Source organism: Nostoc sp. KVJ3 (assembly GCF_026127265.1).
Taxonomy (GTDB): domain Bacteria; phylum Cyanobacteriota; class Cyanobacteriia; order Cyanobacteriales; family Nostocaceae; genus Nostoc.
The window spans coordinates 2,226,596-2,242,771 of record NZ_WWFG01000002.1 but is presented as its reverse complement, the minus strand read 5'-3'; the positions used below and the strand labels follow the sequence as shown (position 1 = coordinate 2,242,771).

The following is a 16,176-nucleotide window of genomic DNA, read 5'->3' as shown; positions in this document are numbered from 1 at the left end:
AATAGGCTATCTTCTCGACACGAATATATTAACGGCTATTTTGAAGAAGAATCAAAAGGTAAATAGTAAGCTAGAGGAGGTGCGTTTTCTGGGAGAAGATGTATTTATAAGTTGTATAACCTATTTTGAATCAAAAAGAGGATTGCTTTATGCGAATGCTACCAGACAGATATCTGATTTAAATGAATTCTGCCGAAATTATAAAATTTTATTTTTGGATGATTTAGAAATTATAGAAAAAGCCTGTGAAATTGATGCAGATTTAAAAAGAAAGGGTAGGAAAATACAAGAGGCTGATGTATTGATAGCGGCTACAGCGATCGCACGCGGATTAATTCTGGTTTCTAATGATTCTGATTTGCTACGAGTGCAAAATATTAATTTAGAAAACTGGCTGCAAATAGATTATTAAAATATCTTTATTTATTATGGACAACCCTTCTTTATCTCAAAAATATTTACTATCAAATATTACCTTTTTTGCAGGGATTGTAATTGGAGTTATAAGTGCAAATTTAATCATTTTTTTGATGAAAGAAAGTACTAATCTGAATTTAGCTATCACCGGAGCAAAATTAGGAGCAATTATTGTAATTATAACTGTAGTCATTATTTGGAATGTACAGTGGTTTATTAAACAAGATTTTTATATTAATATATTCGCTTGGTTAGTAACAGCATTGATAATAGGAACTATAGTAACTCTAATTATTGAAGATAGAATTGGAACTATAGTTGCAGCAGGATTCACATTTGGTATTGTGGTAATGACTGCTACTTTAACTTTACTTGGTTATGTCACGATTGGTATTTTATCTATTGGTTTTTACCCTAGATGTGTTATTTGGGTAAATTCGCTTGAGGCTATTAGAGTATTCTTAACTACGCTGGCAGTGAAGCTGGTAGTAATTATCTTTTTCCACGGTATTGATATACATAGCATAAAGTCTTATTTGCTTTAGCTTTAGTAAATAAGCGATGTCTACGAAAGGCTACGCCTACGCAACGCTTGGCTGCTAAACTAAGAGAATTAAATATTAATCCCGATGAGTTAGTTTAATTATTTTGGCAACTATCTTTAGATAGATAGGGTAAACACTACGCTGCTAATCGTTAGAAATCGCTTGCTAGTAATGAAAAAATGAAATTTTCATAACTAAAAAATTATACTTTATCTTTATGATATTTTATCAATGTGTAATCTCTAGTATCACCTAATAAATCAGCAAGACCTTCTCAAGGCTTAATCTATATTCATGCTTTTAGTAGAGGCAATGATGACTTGATAAGTGTGAGTATATATTTGTTGTCGAACAATAAATAGTTACTGTAATTTAGATGAAAAAATCATAATTTTATCCGACTTCAGTAACTTTATTTGGTTTCTAGCCAATTGTTTGATGTTTTGAGAAGGTAACACAATGAATAACATCCTAAAACGCACACTTCTACCTAGCCTCATGGCTGCAAGTTTAGCTGGTGGAACTTTGGTTCCCGCAAAACCGGCTGCTGCTGATGACCAAGTACTACGAGATATAGGAATAGGGGCTGCTACCAATGTTGTCACTGGAGCAGTTAGGGGAAATGGTAGTGGTGTATTAGGCAATGCTGTTAAGGGTGGTATCACTGGCGCAGCAGTCAATGGTGCAAATGGTCTTAGAAGCGATCGCGCTCGTCGTCACCGGAATCTTGGTCAAGATGTTGGAGTTGGTGCAGGGGCTAGCGCGTTGACTGGCATAATTACTGGCGATCGCAAAGATACCCTTGGTAATGCTGTAGATGGTGCAGCTGTAGGTGGAGCAATTCATCTATTAACCAAATAATCACTAAATTCAGCAAGTGAAATAACTTTCCAACGATTAACGAACTTATCCCTCCCCTAATTCCTCTCCTTTTCAGATAAGTAAATCCAACCCCCTTTCTCTACTAGAGAAAGGGGGTTGGTGGGTTAGATTCATATTCGGATATATGCCACCATCAGGTTCAGATGACTTTAAACTTAATAGTAAAATCTAGCCCTTCAATGCTTTTCTAAAGTTTCGACGATAGGATGGATTTGTAATAAACAAAGCTGGCCATAGCAACGATAAACCAATGCGATTGGTCAATGTTGGATTAAAATTAGTCCGTCCAAACCCATTCCAAAACTTCCAAACGCCACCTCCATAAACCACTATCAATCCAATAAAAATTAAGGTACCCATTCCTATCAACTCCGTTAGTAACTGACAGAATTTAAGTTAAGTTTTACCACACGAGGTAAGCACCTCATAACCTAACAGCGAGAAGGTATGACTAAACTCCTCAGTCTCGGACATCTACAGAGGATGTTTGAAAAGTATTATTGCTAACAGCAAAAGATCCCAAACCTAACCTCTGTAACCCTTTTCCTACAAGAGAATGTGGGTTTATAAGCCTGTACCCGTTTCTGGGAGAAGCTTGGAGAGGGTTTTTTAGTATACTTTTAGACTTTGCAAACCACCTCTAAGTTAGTTACAGCTATTTTCAGGTAAATAGACCAGACCGTAGGGGCAATTCATAAATTGCCCCTACGACAGATGTGGTTCAAATACATGAAAACTGCTGTAAACACACATTCTCTTATTCCAGTGTAGATTAGCTTCACGCATCCCAGCTAGTTATTAATGGTAGCAAGGCTAGCAAATATCGTTGATATACTGGGACTGTAATCGCGCTATTTGAATATTCATACCTTGCACCTGTTATCCCAAGGCTAGAAGTCTGGGGTAAAATGCACAAGGCTCTAGCTTAGAAGGTTTCAAAACTCAGAGTTGGCGGATTTAGTAAAAGTACCTTTAGCCTGTTAGTGTTTGTGCATTATCCTTATGCTTCATCTACCCAATAAAGATAATATTGTTCACTATCCACCCAGCTTCTTCCAAAATATTTGATCGGAACAATATTCAAATCATTGCGTTTGGCATTCAATTTTTTATTTAAAATCAGCAAAATTTTATTTTGCTGATCCTGATTTTGGAGTAGGGAATTAATTTGGTTTAATATCTCAGCTTGTTCTACTTCTTGGCGACCTTTTTTAAATAGAGTAAAACTTCCCATAGTTTGAAGTTCAGGATAGTAAAACTTTCGATTGAGATAACCCGATAAGGGAGCCATATTTGCATCTCGGCTGGCAACAATAAATTCCCGATCTAACCCAGCTTTTTGAATATATTGAGATGTTTCTCTACTAGCAGAAAATGGAATAAATAAATCTCTTGAAAAACTATAAATTCCTCCGATAAACTGGGTATAAAGAATTAGCATTAAAGCAATATGATGCCATTTATGAACAAATATAATTGAGTTTGGATGCACAGAAAACTTATTGAATAAAACCGGAGATTTTTGATAATAACTTCCTAGCCATAAAGCTGCTATTAGAACTAAATAGAAATGCCCAAAATGCCGAGGCATACCTAAAAATCTAAAATATGTAAAGGCAAGTATTATACAATTACCTATAGTGTAGAAAAAGAAAATAACTGGTTTTTCAGATAATTTAATCAGGGTTAAAGTTACAATAAACAAAGTCACTATCGCACAAACAATTAAATCTAGCCATTGTTTGTGTGCAGGAATAATTAATAAATAACTACTAAATATTCTACCTATGCTTCTCAAAAAATGATGGATATCTAATTGTATTACCCAACCATTATTTAACCCGCCATAAAGATAACTGTCTGGTGGAGGAGTAATAATGTAAATGGATAAAATAAAAGAAAATATGATAATTCCAATACTTAAAAATAAGTCGTATTTTTGGCTTTGAGTAAAATACTGATGCCGATGTTCGCTATCAAAACAAAATTCAACTAGCAAAGTCAATAATAAAGATAATGATAATAATAAACCATAGGCACTACTATTTGCTAGTAACCCCAATAAAATTGCCAAATAAGCATAAGTTATTTTTCTTGATGAAAAAACTGTACAGAAGACAAAAGTAAATAACATACTAAATGCATAGTTTCTCGAAATTAAAAGATATTCATAAAAAGGAAAAAACCCGAAAGAAAACAGAAACTTTTGTTGATGGTTAAAAGGGCTATATAGACAGAAAATCGTAACTGAAACAACAGTAATTACCAAATGGAAAATTTGCATAATAATAGGATTGTCTACTATTTTTATTAGAAGTAATAGACAAAAATACCATAGAGCCGGATGACCTTCATAATGAATATTTGCAATTAAATCCCCCCAAGATTCACTATCTCTAACAATAAGCCAGGGATTTAGCTCATCTCGCCACATTGAATGTTTTAGGATACCCATTAAGCCAAGAGGAGAAAAAATAATGATAATAATCCAAGGAGAATGAAAAGGTAATCTTGAAGTATATTTGATGATTTTTTCGTTTAACATTGTTAATTAAAAATAAAATTTATTTAGATAAAAAACACCATAGATGCTAAAATCATCCGAGAAAAAACTTATGTATTATCCAATATTCTCCTGATTGTTTAACTATTCTAATTTCTGAATTATTCCTCATTTCTACTCATAACCTTCTGGTATACCCACTGGTGATAAACCTGCGATCGCTCTTAAATTTTGGCAACGAATCAACTCAGTAAAATTTAAACCAGAACGCCCTTCAATCTTTGCTACTGCTTCAATGGCAGATAATAGGTGCTGGGCTGCTTCAGCTTCTGAGTAACCGCGCCGTTGGGCTATGCGAATTGCTGCTACATCGGCATTTAACTCTGACTGTTGAGATTTATTAGTGCGCCAAATCCGAAAAGCAGCGATCGCACTTAATCCCCCAGCTATGGCTACACCCACCACATCTGACTGTGATGCTTCTAATAATCCACTTAACAGCCCCGCCAGCACCACACCTTGATAAATGTCGGGTTTAAACCACTTCACCCCCGTCAACCAGCTAACCACCTGCAACAGCAGCAAGTCTCTTTGCGGCTTTGCTAGGCGACACCACAAATCAAAATTAATATATATCGGTCGCACCTGATTCCAAGGTTGGGGAAAGGAGGCGTTAATCACTTTTGCCTGTTCCGGCTTACTAACGATTTTTGTCGTCATCCGACCAGAAGCGGGCATGACATCTAATAAACGGCGAATTTCAATATTTGGCTCCATAAATTTAATTATTAGCCATAATGTGCATAGTAATAATTTTAGTTACCATTCGTGTTAACCTTTGATTTATAAGATGCTCTCATGTATTTAAAAATTCTAAATAAAATAGACTAACTCACAAAAATACTGATTAAGTCGTTTGACAGCATTTTTAAATTAATTAAACTACACTACTCTCTGTCCTAATCATGGACGCTTTTTCTCCCCTCCCACCTGAATGGACAAATAAGGCAGTACATGCCTATGAGTTTTGCTGTCCTAATTGCCACTCAACTAGCCGAGAAGCTGAAAAAGTTTGGCTAAATCGGCGATCGCCTGTACTTACAGAAGACCGTCGCCGCAAATGGCAAGAGTTCTATCATTGCCATTGTGGTACTGCATGGTGGGCGTGGAGTAGCGATCGCCCTCCTAAAGATATATCGAATCAGTCAGATTTTAATCCTACATAGCTAAACAAAAGCCCACCATGAGGTGGGCTTTTGCTGATCTAATTTTGAGCTTTATTTCCCATCACCAATTTTTAGAAGGTGAAGGTAGTACGTAGAGTACCTACATATTCAGTGTCGTTATTATTGTTGTTCTCTGGGTTGAAAATTACCAACAGACCAGGAGTGACTTGAATATTATCGGAAACCTTGTACTTGTAAAGACCCTCTAAGTGATAAGAGGTACCAGAGTCAAGAGTACTACCTGTTTTTACGTTACCACCAGTAACTTGAGGTGGTTGACCAAAGATAATACCTAAAACGTTGCCTTCTTTGCCAAAGTCTCTCAAAGCAAGTGTTGCACCGTAGTACCAAATCTCTGCATCTCTAGCAGCACCAGTAAGAGTAGATGCAGTTGTGTAACCTCCCCAACCACTAAGAGCCAACTTAGAGCTAAGTTGGAAGGTAGCTTCTACGCCGTAGTTATCGGATTCAATACGAGTATTACTAGCATTCGTACTGGTAAAGGGATTATTCGCAAAGGCGCTACCTGTGGATTGGAAGAGGTTGTTGGTACTATTGCCAGCTAGGTAAGTGCGGGCGTAGGTTAGACCAATATTGAAGGCTTTGTTGGGTTTGAAAGATAACTGTCCGAAGATAGTACTATCACCATTGAACAGCCCATTATTATTGTTGGGATTATTAGCGCCAAAATTAGTTGTAACACCAGCATTAGTAACTGAACTACTTTGTGCTAAATAAGCACCAGTCACGCTGATAGCTTCGTTAGGATTGAAAGTTACAGTTAAACCAGCACCATTCTGACCTTGACGATAGATAGGGCTGAAACGTCCATAACGAGAAAGAGCGCCTGTACCACTGCTCCTAAAGTCAGGATTGAAAACTTCGACGTTTTCGTATAATTCACCATTGCTAACATCAACTTTGATCCGTAATGCATCACTAAAGTTGAAAGCATAATTGATTTTATCAATGATAACGCTATTGTCGTTGGGAGCTCCGACATCATAGCCCAAGCGGGTCATGTTAGTACCAGTACCAGTTGTACCAGCACCAGTATTAGAAAGGATATTCCCAGCTTGCAGACGGATTTGTAACCTATCTTTACCAGTGAAACTGCTGTACAAGTTCAAACGCACCCGATCGCTAAAGGTCGTGTTGGAATTCAATTTGGTATTGGGATTACCAGCAGGAACTGCTCTGTCACCACCAAAAGCGTCAGATATGTTGAAAATTGCTTCTCCAACCAACTTGGTGGTAGTAGAGAATTGATTAGCTTCCAACTCAGAAGTGCGAGCTTCTAATCCATCCACACGACCGCGCAAGGTTGCTAGTTCAGCAGAATATTCTTCTTGTAAGCGCTGCAAAGTAGCCAAGTCTTGCTTGCTGACCAAATCGGCAGTAGCTGTAGCAATCAGTTCGTTAACCCGATCTAAACAGGCGTTCAAACCTGCGGCAAATTCATAACGGGTCAAAGCACGGTTCCCACGATAGGTACTGTTGGGATAACCTGCAATACAGCCGTAGCGCTCAACTAGAGATTGTAAAGCTTGGAATGCCCAATCTGTGGGCTGCACATCAGAAAACTGTGAAACTGATGTTACCTGACCGATATTGTTAGAATCTTGAGTCTCTAGCTGGGCAACATTTGTTACCTGTTCATTTACTTCAGCAGCTAGGGCACTATTGGCGGCGAAAAAGGTCGCAGCAACAACAACGGGACTAATCTTAATAAGATTCCAGAATTGTTTTGTCATGTTCTTACTCTCACTCACACCTATATAATCCAGTTAAGATAAAGTGCTTATAGCACTTGACTTTCAGGGATTTTACACACAATCACAGGCACAATTATACATTATATTCTGTGATTTTTACAAGCAATTCAGTTCGATATTGCCGAACCATAATTTTTTATTAGTTTATTTGGTAAGCGCAAAATAATGCGGCGTTTATGACGTAAAACTGTTCCTTCTTCCTCTAACTGTTGTAGGAGCCTGGTAACTGTGACTCTTGTGGTATTTAATACTTCGGCAATATCTTGATGGGTAACATTTAGATCGATTAATTTCCCTTTATCTACATCACGTCCAAATTTTTCGCTTAACCACACTAAAAATTGCCATAAGCGTAGCGAAATTGGTTTTCGATGCACAATGCTTAATAGATCCTCTGCCTGTTGAATATGAGACAACAAAGCATTAATATCTTGATGCCACAAATGAGGCGGCACAATGCTTACTTCCACACCTGTAAGACATTCAATCTGGTAGGGCTTGACTTTAGACAAAGGATAACCAATTAAATCCCCTAGTCCCCAATAACCGAGAGTGATGAATGTTCCATCTTCACTCCATGTTAAGGTACGAACTGCACCGTGTTCAATCCGCCAAAGTACATCGTTTTGAAGTGGAATTACTTCCCTACGAGTAAATATCTGCTGGTGTAATTGTCCGTCGAAAGCAGAATTATTTGACAGGGTAGAAGAGTTTGAAGTGGGAGTTGTAGAATACATCATTAACCGTAACTACATAATTATCAGGGAATCTTGGCTATTTAGAATGATTAAGAAACTCTAATAATTTGTATCAAAATTTACTTGTATATCTGAAAGTGTTTTCTCCTCAATTCAGAGCTAAGAGCTAGTACCGCAGGGCGGAATTAAAAATTAAAAATTAAAAACGAATACAGCATGGGGGTTTCATTGATTTGGAATGGGTGGTTTATTTCCGCCGCACTGGACTAGCTAAAAATTTTCTGACAGTAATAACTCTTGATTTCAGGTATTTATCAATGAGATAAACAAAAATTTTCCAGTTATATATTTGTTACTTTAATTGTGCAAGTTTAAGAATAGGTAAGCTTTTAGTAAAATATTTAGTTAACTTATTTTTAATTCTTGAATGTTTTCTGAAGACTGAAATGCCGTAGATCCCCGATTCCTTGAAGAAGTCGGGGATCTAGCAGGTCAATTAAGATCGTTGCCCGGTAACGATATATGCTACCCTCTGACCGATATTAGTGGCATGATCTGCCATCCGTTCTAGACAACGAATTGCCAGTGCTAGCAGCACAATTGGCTCGACTACACCAGGCACATCCCTTTGTTGAGCTAAAGTCTGATAAACGCGATCGTACGCATCGTCTACAGTATCATCTAGGTGCTTTAAACGGCGACCACCGCCTTCATCAAAATCTCCCAAAGCCTTCAAGCTAGTTGCTAGCATCGCTTGCGCGTGAAGAGACATAGCTTCAATCTCAGATAAACACGAATGAGGCGCATAAGGGAAAATTTTAATCGCAATCTCAGCTAAATCCTCAGCATAATCGCCAATGCGCTCTAGGTCTCGCACCAACTGCATAAAGGCACTCAAGCAGCGCAAATCTTGAGCCGTAGGCGCTTGCAGCGTCATAATCGCCGTACAGTCTGATTCGATTTGACGATAAAAGCGATCGATCTTTTTATCTAATCGGGGAAGTTCCTCGGCTGCTGTTAAGTTACGAGCAAATAACGCTTGGTGGCTGAGGCGAAATGATTGTTCTACCAAAGCACCCATACGTAATACGTCCCGTTCTAACCGCCTAATGGCGCGTGCGAGTTGGGGTTTTTGAGGATTGGGAGTATATTCAACAGCTTTCACACTTGTTGTCTCAAACGTGAAGATATTACTAACTATAGTCTTGGCTTAAGGAGTTCGCCATAACTTCACGAAATTGAAGTTGCATCCACGCACCACCGGTTTCTGGATGGTTCATAGCTTTGATTGAACCACCGTGAGAGATGAGAATTTGCTCAACGATCGCTAATCCTAAGCCATTACCAACGATCGCGCCTATAGAGTTACCATCTTGTGAGGAATGGGTTCGCGCCTTATCTCCTCGATAAAATCGCTCAAAAACGTGGGGTAAATCTGCCTCAGAAAACCCGACTCCAGAATCAATAAGATTTATTTCCAAAATTGGGGAAGCGCTATTATTATCTTCGGCTGACAAAATTTTTGCTTCAACGTAAATACTTGTAGAAGGGCGACTGTATTTAATACTGTTGTCCAGCAAGTTGAGAAAAACTTGGAAAATCCGGGCTTGATCTGCCTTAATCCAGAGATTTTCTGGCCCAGAATAAGAAAGAGATAGATGTTGGCGCTGTGCTATGGGTTCTAGTGTTTCCCAAACAGACGTAATTAGCGATCGCAATTCTACAGCCTTGGTTTGCAATTGCATGGTTGGGTTTGCTTCCATTTGGGTTAGGTCTAACCAGCTTTGCACTAAGTTAATCAGCCGATCGACTTCTTGCATTAAACGGTTAACCCAACGATTTAAAGGTGGTTCCAAGCGGATTTGTAAAGTTTCTACAACCAAGCGAATGGAAGTTAAGGGGGTTCTGAGTTCGTGGGCTAAATCAGAAAAAGAGCGATCGCGGACTTGATTTATATCTAATAGGGGTTGACGATTTTCTAAAAATACTCCTACTTGTCCATTGGGTAAAGGTAAACTAGATGCCCGCAAAGCCAGAGATTTTATTGTTTGCATCTCTGCCGCATCGTCACAAGATGGATGAAATATCCATTCTCCCATCTGTGGTTTTTGGCGATCGCGAGTTTGCTCAATTAAATGGTCAAGTTCGTAAGACCTTACCAACTCTAATAACAAGCGCACCTGTTTTGGTTGCCACCTTTGCAGATACAAAATTTCCTGCGCTTGACGATTGCACCACAGCAGTTGATTTTCCTCATCTACCTGTAAATATCCCACTGGTGCAAAATCTAGCAAGTCTTGGTAAGTTTGCAATGACTGCTGCAAATCTTGCCGTTCCTGCTTCACCATCGCTATTTCCTGCCGTAACCCAGGAAGCACCAGCAGTCCCATCTTGTCAGAATGCGAGGTTAACGGTCGGAGTAAGCGCCCCAGGTAGCGGTTAAGTTGAACCTGTTGCCAAACCCAAAACCCAATGCCTACCGCTAAACCCAGAGAAAATCCCAATAAAAGCATTTGAGTTGTTAGTTTTTTGGTGACTACTAAAAACTAACAACTATCTAAACTAATTATCCAAACCTATAGCCAAAACCTCGTACAGTCACAATATATTCGGGATGACTGGGGTCTTGCTCTAATTTTTCCCGCAACCACCGAATATGGACATCTACGGTTTTACTATCACCAACGAAATCTGGCCCCCAAACCTGGTCTAGCAATTGTTCCCGTGACCATACCCTCCGGGCGTAACTCATAAACAATTCCAGCAAGCGGAACTCTTTAGGGGAAAGACTCACCTCTAGACCACGAACCAGTACTCGGCATTCTTGAGGATTCAAGGTGACATCCTTGAATTTTAATACTGGTAGTTGTGGTAAATTACTTAGGCGTTGGCGGCGGAGTAAAGCGCGACAACGAGCCACTAACTCACGCATACTAAAAGGTTTGGTCAGGTAGTCATCTGCTCCCACCTCTAACCCCAGAACGCGGTCAGTTTCACTACCCTTAGCACTGAGCATTAAAATAGGTACTGGGTTTCCTTGATGACGCAGCAAACGGCAAATATCTAGCCCATTGATTTGTGGCAACATCAAATCAAGAATGACCAAATCAAAGGGAACTTCCCCGGAGTTGGTTTCAAAACTTTTGAGATACTCTATGGCAGACCGCCCATCGGGTGCAGTTATCACCCCGTAACCTTCCTCTTCCAAAGCTACAGCTAGCATTTCCTGGATTAATTCTTCATCTTCTACTACTAGAATGCGGCTGGTTTGTCCAATATCCGTTCTAGCAGGGTATTTGGTTGATTCGGTTGTGTACATTGATATCACAAAAGTCTAGGACTGTGCTTGTATCAATTAGCATGATTCAATTCATTATCTCGCCTTAGTGCAACTGTGCTTCTGCTAAGGTTAATTCTTTTAGATTTTCTTTACAAAAAGTAACATATCCGACAGCACCCTTCTAAATTATGATGAATGGCAGCTTTTAATACTTTGTTGTCTGGCGTAATTATATGAAGCATTATCTTGACAAGAAGAGATAAGGTTAGGTATATTTATTTTAGTACAAAAGTACTATCAAGTCCCAAAGGGAAAACTATATCTGAAAAATAGAAGGATATATCTGTGGAAAATTCGTACCACTTAAGTATCCTATATCGATCATTTCAGTATTTCCACTGCGTTAAAAATATTGATTCAAAGGCTACTCTGATGTCTGCATAGGGTAGTCCTTGGTATGGCTTGCTACCCAAAAAAATCATTTGCCTATTGAAGGGAGTTGAAAGATGACTACAGTTGGAGTCAAGGACAGCAAACAACAACTAATGCAAGCATTTCAACAAATTATTATCCAAAGAAAAAAGCTGGAATCTAAAATAGCAACCAAACAAGAGGAAGCAGAAAAGGCAAAAAGTCAAGAAATTTTGCAAGCAGCTTCTGCATATACCGTTGATAGTATTGTCAAAGGTTTAGCTGATTTACAATTGGAGTTTGGCAGTATTCTCAACGGATTATCTGAAAAACTAGCTCAGGAAAATTCTAAGTTAGATGAATTGAACCGAGCTATAGAAATTGAAACTCAACGCTTAGAAGAGCTTCAACAAATCAGGATTGTAGCAGATACTCTAGACATTTTAAGTCAAGAACACCAAGAAAAATTAAAAACCCTAGAACAAGATACTATCAGTAAAAGGGAAGCACTAGAAAAAGAAATTACAATCAGGCGGAAAGAATGGCAAAAAGAGCAAGCCGAGTATGAAGAAAAACTCCAAGCATATAACGATTTATTAGCCAAAGATCGCGAACAAGAACAAGAAGAATCTCAATATAAGTTAGAAACTACTCGTAAACTCAATACAGATAGCTACGAAGCGATAAAGCGCCAACAACAAAGAGAAATACAAGAAAATTCTCAAAATAAACAGAAAGATTGGGCACAACGAGAAAAGATATTCGCTGAACGCCAACCACTGTTTGCAGATTATGAACAAAGGGTAACTACATTTCCTAGCGAACTGGAAGAAGCAGTTAAGAAAGCTAGAGAAGAAGCAATTAAAGAAACAAGCCAAAAAGCTAAAATTGAGGCTGATTTATTTGATAGAGAATGGGAATCTAACAAACAGAGTTATGAGCAGAAAATTCAATCTCTGGAAGAAACAATTAAGAAACAGTCTGAGCAAATAGACGGGATTTCTGCTCAATTGCAAACTGCATTAAAACAAGCGCAAGACTTAGCTATGAGGGCTTTTGGTAGTTCTAATCCTAAATAGTTGTGAGTTGATAGCATCTTAATCATTTTAAATTCCTGAAGAGGAGGTTTGTTGTGGTGGTGAAAAAGCCGACTGATAAGAATACTAAGGTAGAAATTCTTCAGGCGTATGAGGAGTTAGCTAAAGAAAAAGCAGCGCTGAATTCGGAACTTGAAAAAGTTGCCAAAGGAAACCAGTCTGGAACTAAAGAACAGCCTAAGTTAGAACAAAAAACATCTATGAATCAGCTTTCTAGTGTCCAACAAAAGATGAATAATACAATTGAAAGCTTGGCGAAGATTCAATTAGGTTTTGGCAGTGCTGCTAATGAATTATCAGAACAGCTAACCACAAAAGCCTCTAAGTTAGAAGAAATAAGGCGGAATTTAGAAGAAGAAATCCAACAATTAACACAACTACACAATTTAGAAATTTCTGATGATATCTTGGATACTCTCATCCAAGCTTATGAAGATAATACTAAAGCTTATCAGGAAGAATATAGCCAACGTTCTGAAGTGTTATTCCAAGAGATATTAGAACAAAGGAATACTTGGGATAAGGAACAGGAGGAACAGCAACGGGGCATAAAAGAACGGAATGAAAATTTGCATAAAACTCGGCAACGCGATGCATCAGAGTATAAGTATAATTTAGAACTCCAGAGGCAACTGGAAAGTGACGAATACGAACAACAGCAGAAAGCACTATATAAGCAACTGGAAGAGTTACTTCAAGAAACAGAAAAACAATGGTTTGAACGGGAGAAAGCGATTTCTGAGAGAGAGAAACAATTTGAAGAATTAAAAGCCAAGGTAGAGGCTTTCCCTAAAGATAAAGAAGCAGCTATCAAAAAAGCTACAGAAGAAGGTAAAGGTATTGCTCACTACCAAGCGAAAGTAAAATCAGATTTATATTCTAAGGAAGTGGAAGGACAAAAGCGTTTCTATGAACAGAGATTACAATCTCTAGAACAAACTATTACTAATCAAGAGGCGCGGATTCAAAATCTTTCTAAACAACTTGAATCTGCTCTCAAACAAGTTCAAGATTTGGCTGTTAAAGCTATTGAAGGTACTTCAAATGTTAATTCCTATCAGGCAATCAAAGAAATCGCTTTAGAACAGGCAAAGACTCAAGCGAAAAATAAATAAGCTGATTTATTGTTGATGGAAGTTTGTTGTAAAGACTTAATATTTAGATTAAGTCTCTACAACAAGCTATAACGCTTTTTATTCGGTTTTCTTTGGTTTTTTGATGTCTGGGGGAGGTTGTAGTTTCTTCTTTGTTCCAGTAGTCTGTGTTTGATTCAATGCTTTGTTGGAATCTTGTTCTTGACTAGACATAATATTAAATTTGAAAATCTAGGACAATATTATCTACATCACGGGTATTGTAGATTACTGAAATATATCACAGAAAATTTCAGGTTGCCTCAAAAAAGTTAGTAAATAATGCTATCAATGTAGGAACTTTCAGTTTTATGGGATAGAAATCAAGACGGTTCAGTTAAGGGCTGCTGGTAAAAATTTTGTGTTTTCGAGATGCAATAAATCGCCGTCTCTACAAGTGTTTTGGTCTTCTATGAACTGTATTGTGCTATCAATCACAAAACAGAATAAATAAGTCGCTACAAATAAACCTAACCAGGTAACAGAATGTAAAAACCATAAGACCTTTGCATTCGCGAAGCGTGTCCGAAGGACTTATGCTTCATTCCACTTCGTTACATTCGCAATGACATACGTTTAAATTTTCACGCCGACTTACTTATTAAGCAAAACTAGAAGAACCTAGATCGGTTGGAATATCCTGAATCCGCCCAGGCCCGATCGCTCGTAATGCTTCTGGGAGTAAAATATCCCCAGTATACAAGGCACGTCCGACAATCACACCAGTTACGCCTTGAGGTTCTAACGCCAACAAACTCAATAAATCGGTGAGAGAACTTACCCCACCAGAGGCAATTATCGGGATAGAAATTACTGCTGCAAGTTCTCGCAAAGCTTCTAAATTAGGGCCGATGAGAGTACCATCACGGTGGATATCTGTATAAATGATGGCGGCTGCACCCAATTCTTGCATTTGTACAGCTAGTTGAGTTGCTAAAACTTCTGAGGTTTCTAACCATCCGCGAGTTGCTACTCGACCGTTACGGGCATCAATGCCAATAATAATCTGTCCAGGAAACTCTTCACACAGTTGTTGGACTAGCTGTGGTTCTTCTACGGCAATAGTTCCGAGAATTGCCCACTGTACGCCCAAATTAAATAATTGTTGCACGCTGGTGCGATCGCGCAACCCTCCACCAATTTCAATGGGCACTGACACCGCATGAGCGATCGCTTCAATTGCTGCCAGATTTACTACTTTACCCGCTTTAGCACCATCTAAATCAACTATATGCAATCTCGTCGCACCTTGATCTACCCACTGTTTGGCAACATCAACAGGATTTTCGCTAAAAACTTGCGAGCGATCGTAGTCTCCCTGATACAGTCGCACACAGCGACCTTCTAATAAATCTATTGCAGGAATTACATCCATTTACTTCTTCCTCATACTCAATACAGTAGACATCTTGCAAAAATCCTAGTTTCCACGAAAGTGCTGAGTCACGAGTCAGGAATTTGGAGTTAAGAGTTATTCTCCCTCATCCCCCACTCCCTACTCCCTATTTTCCATTTTTAATTGCCTTACAGCTTCCCCAAAACCCAGCACCAGCAAGATGTTAGAAAGGGTCAAAAATACTTCTGCACCACCGTGCAACCAATCTACATTGGCCAAAGACTCGCCATAATGCAATTGGGCGTAGATTCCGGCTGGGATGGTGATGGCAACAAAGACGAGAGTACCGTAAAATCCATACAGCGCCAAACGCGGCATTTGCGGACTACGGCTGATAAACCACAAGAAACCCAAATAGGGAAACAGTGAAAGTGCAAACAGGGTTTCTTTAGAAATCATTGCTCTGATTTAATAGGTTTTGTTTCTCCAGTGTTAACAGATTTGGTAGAACGCCAAATCAAAAACGCTGCTGCCCAAAGCGTAAAATTACCAACTAAAGTCATGGTAGCTTGAAGTGTTACCAGCCATTCCAGAGATTCGGCGTTGTCGAAATAATGCCAGGTACAAGCACACATAGCGCTAACTAAAGCTGGTAACATGGCCAGGGACAATCCCCACCAATTGCGGTTATTAGTAAGTTCGCCGTAAGTCCAGATTAACCAAATGGCGACAATCCACTCAATAACGCTAGAAATATGAATAATCCAGGTAGGAATTGAAAGGGAATGCATAAGAAAATTGGGAATTAGGAGAGACGTGATTAATCACGTCTGTACAAGAATTAGGAGTAGAGACGCGATTAATCGCGTCTGT

The 16,176-nt window shown here is 38.7% G+C and carries 17 protein-coding genes; 6 read left to right on the top strand and 11 right to left on the bottom strand.

The genetic code is table 11. The annotated features are described in order from the left end of the window. Position 1 precedes the first annotated feature (1 nt). From GTQ43_RS25515 to GTQ43_RS25505, 3 genes are all read left to right on the top strand, one after another. Positions 2–412: a type II toxin-antitoxin system VapC family toxin gene (locus GTQ43_RS25515; protein WP_265276548.1), complete on the top strand. Its 411-nt coding sequence runs from the start codon at positions 2–4 to the stop codon at positions 410–412. Positions 413–428: 16 nt separating this feature from the next. Beyond that, a complete protein-coding gene (locus GTQ43_RS25510; RefSeq protein WP_265275498.1) occupies positions 429–962 on the top strand; it encodes a hypothetical protein in 534 nt (177 codons plus the stop codon). 459 nt (positions 963–1,421) lie between these two features. Continuing rightward, positions 1,422–1,823, top strand: a complete 402-nt coding sequence (locus tag GTQ43_RS25505) for a hypothetical protein (protein WP_265275497.1) — start codon at positions 1,422–1,424, stop codon at positions 1,821–1,823. 189 nt (positions 1,824–2,012) lie between these two features. Here the strand turns inward: GTQ43_RS25505 and GTQ43_RS25500 are convergent, their stop codons facing one another. From GTQ43_RS25500 to GTQ43_RS25490, 3 genes are all read right to left on the bottom strand, one after another. Continuing rightward, complete coding sequence (locus tag GTQ43_RS25500; RefSeq protein WP_265275496.1) at positions 2,013–2,204, bottom strand: hypothetical protein; 192 nt, start codon at positions 2,202–2,204, stop codon at positions 2,013–2,015. A gap of 640 nt (positions 2,205–2,844) precedes the next feature. After that, a complete protein-coding gene (locus GTQ43_RS25495) occupies positions 2,845–4,389 on the bottom strand; it encodes a hypothetical protein (protein ID WP_265275495.1) in 1,545 nt (514 codons plus the stop codon). Between the two features lie 132 nt (positions 4,390–4,521). Next, positions 4,522–5,124: a DUF3318 domain-containing protein gene (locus GTQ43_RS25490; protein WP_265275494.1), complete on the bottom strand. Its 603-nt coding sequence runs from the start codon at positions 5,122–5,124 to the stop codon at positions 4,522–4,524. Positions 5,125–5,312: 188 nt separating this feature from the next. On the opposite strand from GTQ43_RS25490, the gene GTQ43_RS25485 reads away from it, so the two are divergent. Next, complete coding sequence (locus tag GTQ43_RS25485; RefSeq protein WP_265275493.1) at positions 5,313–5,573, top strand: hypothetical protein; 261 nt, start codon at positions 5,313–5,315, stop codon at positions 5,571–5,573. 71 nt (positions 5,574–5,644) lie between these two features. Here the strand turns inward: GTQ43_RS25485 and GTQ43_RS25480 are convergent, their stop codons facing one another. The 5 genes from GTQ43_RS25480 to GTQ43_RS25460 form a co-directional block, all read right to left on the bottom strand. Continuing rightward, on the bottom strand, positions 5,645–7,327 hold the full coding sequence (locus GTQ43_RS25480) for an iron uptake porin (protein WP_265275492.1): 1,683 nt from the start codon (positions 7,325–7,327) through the stop codon (positions 5,645–5,647). A gap of 128 nt (positions 7,328–7,455) precedes the next feature. After that, positions 7,456–8,088 (bottom strand): Crp/Fnr family transcriptional regulator, encoded by a 633-nt coding sequence (locus tag GTQ43_RS25475; RefSeq protein ID WP_265275491.1) that lies wholly within the window; start codon positions 8,086–8,088, stop codon positions 7,456–7,458. A gap of 454 nt (positions 8,089–8,542) precedes the next feature. Continuing rightward, the gene (gene phoU / locus GTQ43_RS25470; RefSeq protein WP_265275490.1) at positions 8,543–9,211 is read right to left on the bottom strand and encodes a phosphate signaling complex protein PhoU; all 669 of its coding nucleotides are present in this window, start codon (positions 9,209–9,211) and stop codon (positions 8,543–8,545) included. A 28-nt stretch (positions 9,212–9,239) separates the two neighbouring features. Beyond that, on the bottom strand, positions 9,240–10,559 hold the full coding sequence (locus GTQ43_RS25465) for a sensor histidine kinase (RefSeq protein ID WP_265275489.1): 1,320 nt from the start codon (positions 10,557–10,559) through the stop codon (positions 9,240–9,242). A 53-nt stretch (positions 10,560–10,612) separates the two neighbouring features. After that, positions 10,613–11,365: a winged helix-turn-helix domain-containing protein gene (locus GTQ43_RS25460; RefSeq protein ID WP_265275488.1), complete on the bottom strand. Its 753-nt coding sequence runs from the start codon at positions 11,363–11,365 to the stop codon at positions 10,613–10,615. A gap of 467 nt (positions 11,366–11,832) precedes the next feature. Between GTQ43_RS25460 and GTQ43_RS25455 the strand changes: the two genes are divergently transcribed. Both GTQ43_RS25455 and GTQ43_RS25450 read left to right on the top strand, forming a co-directional pair. Then, positions 11,833–12,816 (top strand): hypothetical protein, encoded by a 984-nt coding sequence (locus GTQ43_RS25455; protein WP_265275487.1) that lies wholly within the window; start codon positions 11,833–11,835, stop codon positions 12,814–12,816. Between the two features lie 53 nt (positions 12,817–12,869). Next, a complete protein-coding gene (locus tag GTQ43_RS25450) occupies positions 12,870–13,949 on the top strand; it encodes a hypothetical protein (protein ID WP_265275486.1) in 1,080 nt (359 codons plus the stop codon). Positions 13,950–14,568: 619 nt separating this feature from the next. Here GTQ43_RS25450 and hisA read toward each other — a convergent pair. The 3 genes from hisA to GTQ43_RS25435 form a co-directional block, all read right to left on the bottom strand. Continuing rightward, complete coding sequence (hisA, locus tag GTQ43_RS25445) at positions 14,569–15,342, bottom strand: 1-(5-phosphoribosyl)-5-[(5-phosphoribosylamino)methylideneamino]imidazole-4-carboxamide isomerase (RefSeq protein WP_265275485.1); 774 nt, start codon at positions 15,340–15,342, stop codon at positions 14,569–14,571. A gap of 120 nt (positions 15,343–15,462) precedes the next feature. Then, positions 15,463–15,762, bottom strand: a complete 300-nt coding sequence (locus tag GTQ43_RS25440; protein ID WP_265275484.1) for a DUF3593 domain-containing protein — start codon at positions 15,760–15,762, stop codon at positions 15,463–15,465. Further along, positions 15,759–16,094 (bottom strand): DUF2499 domain-containing protein, encoded by a 336-nt coding sequence (locus GTQ43_RS25435; RefSeq protein ID WP_265275483.1) that lies wholly within the window; start codon positions 16,092–16,094, stop codon positions 15,759–15,761. Before GTQ43_RS25435 ends, GTQ43_RS25440 begins: the two co-directional genes overlap by 4 nt. Positions 16,095–16,176 lie beyond the last annotated feature (82 nt).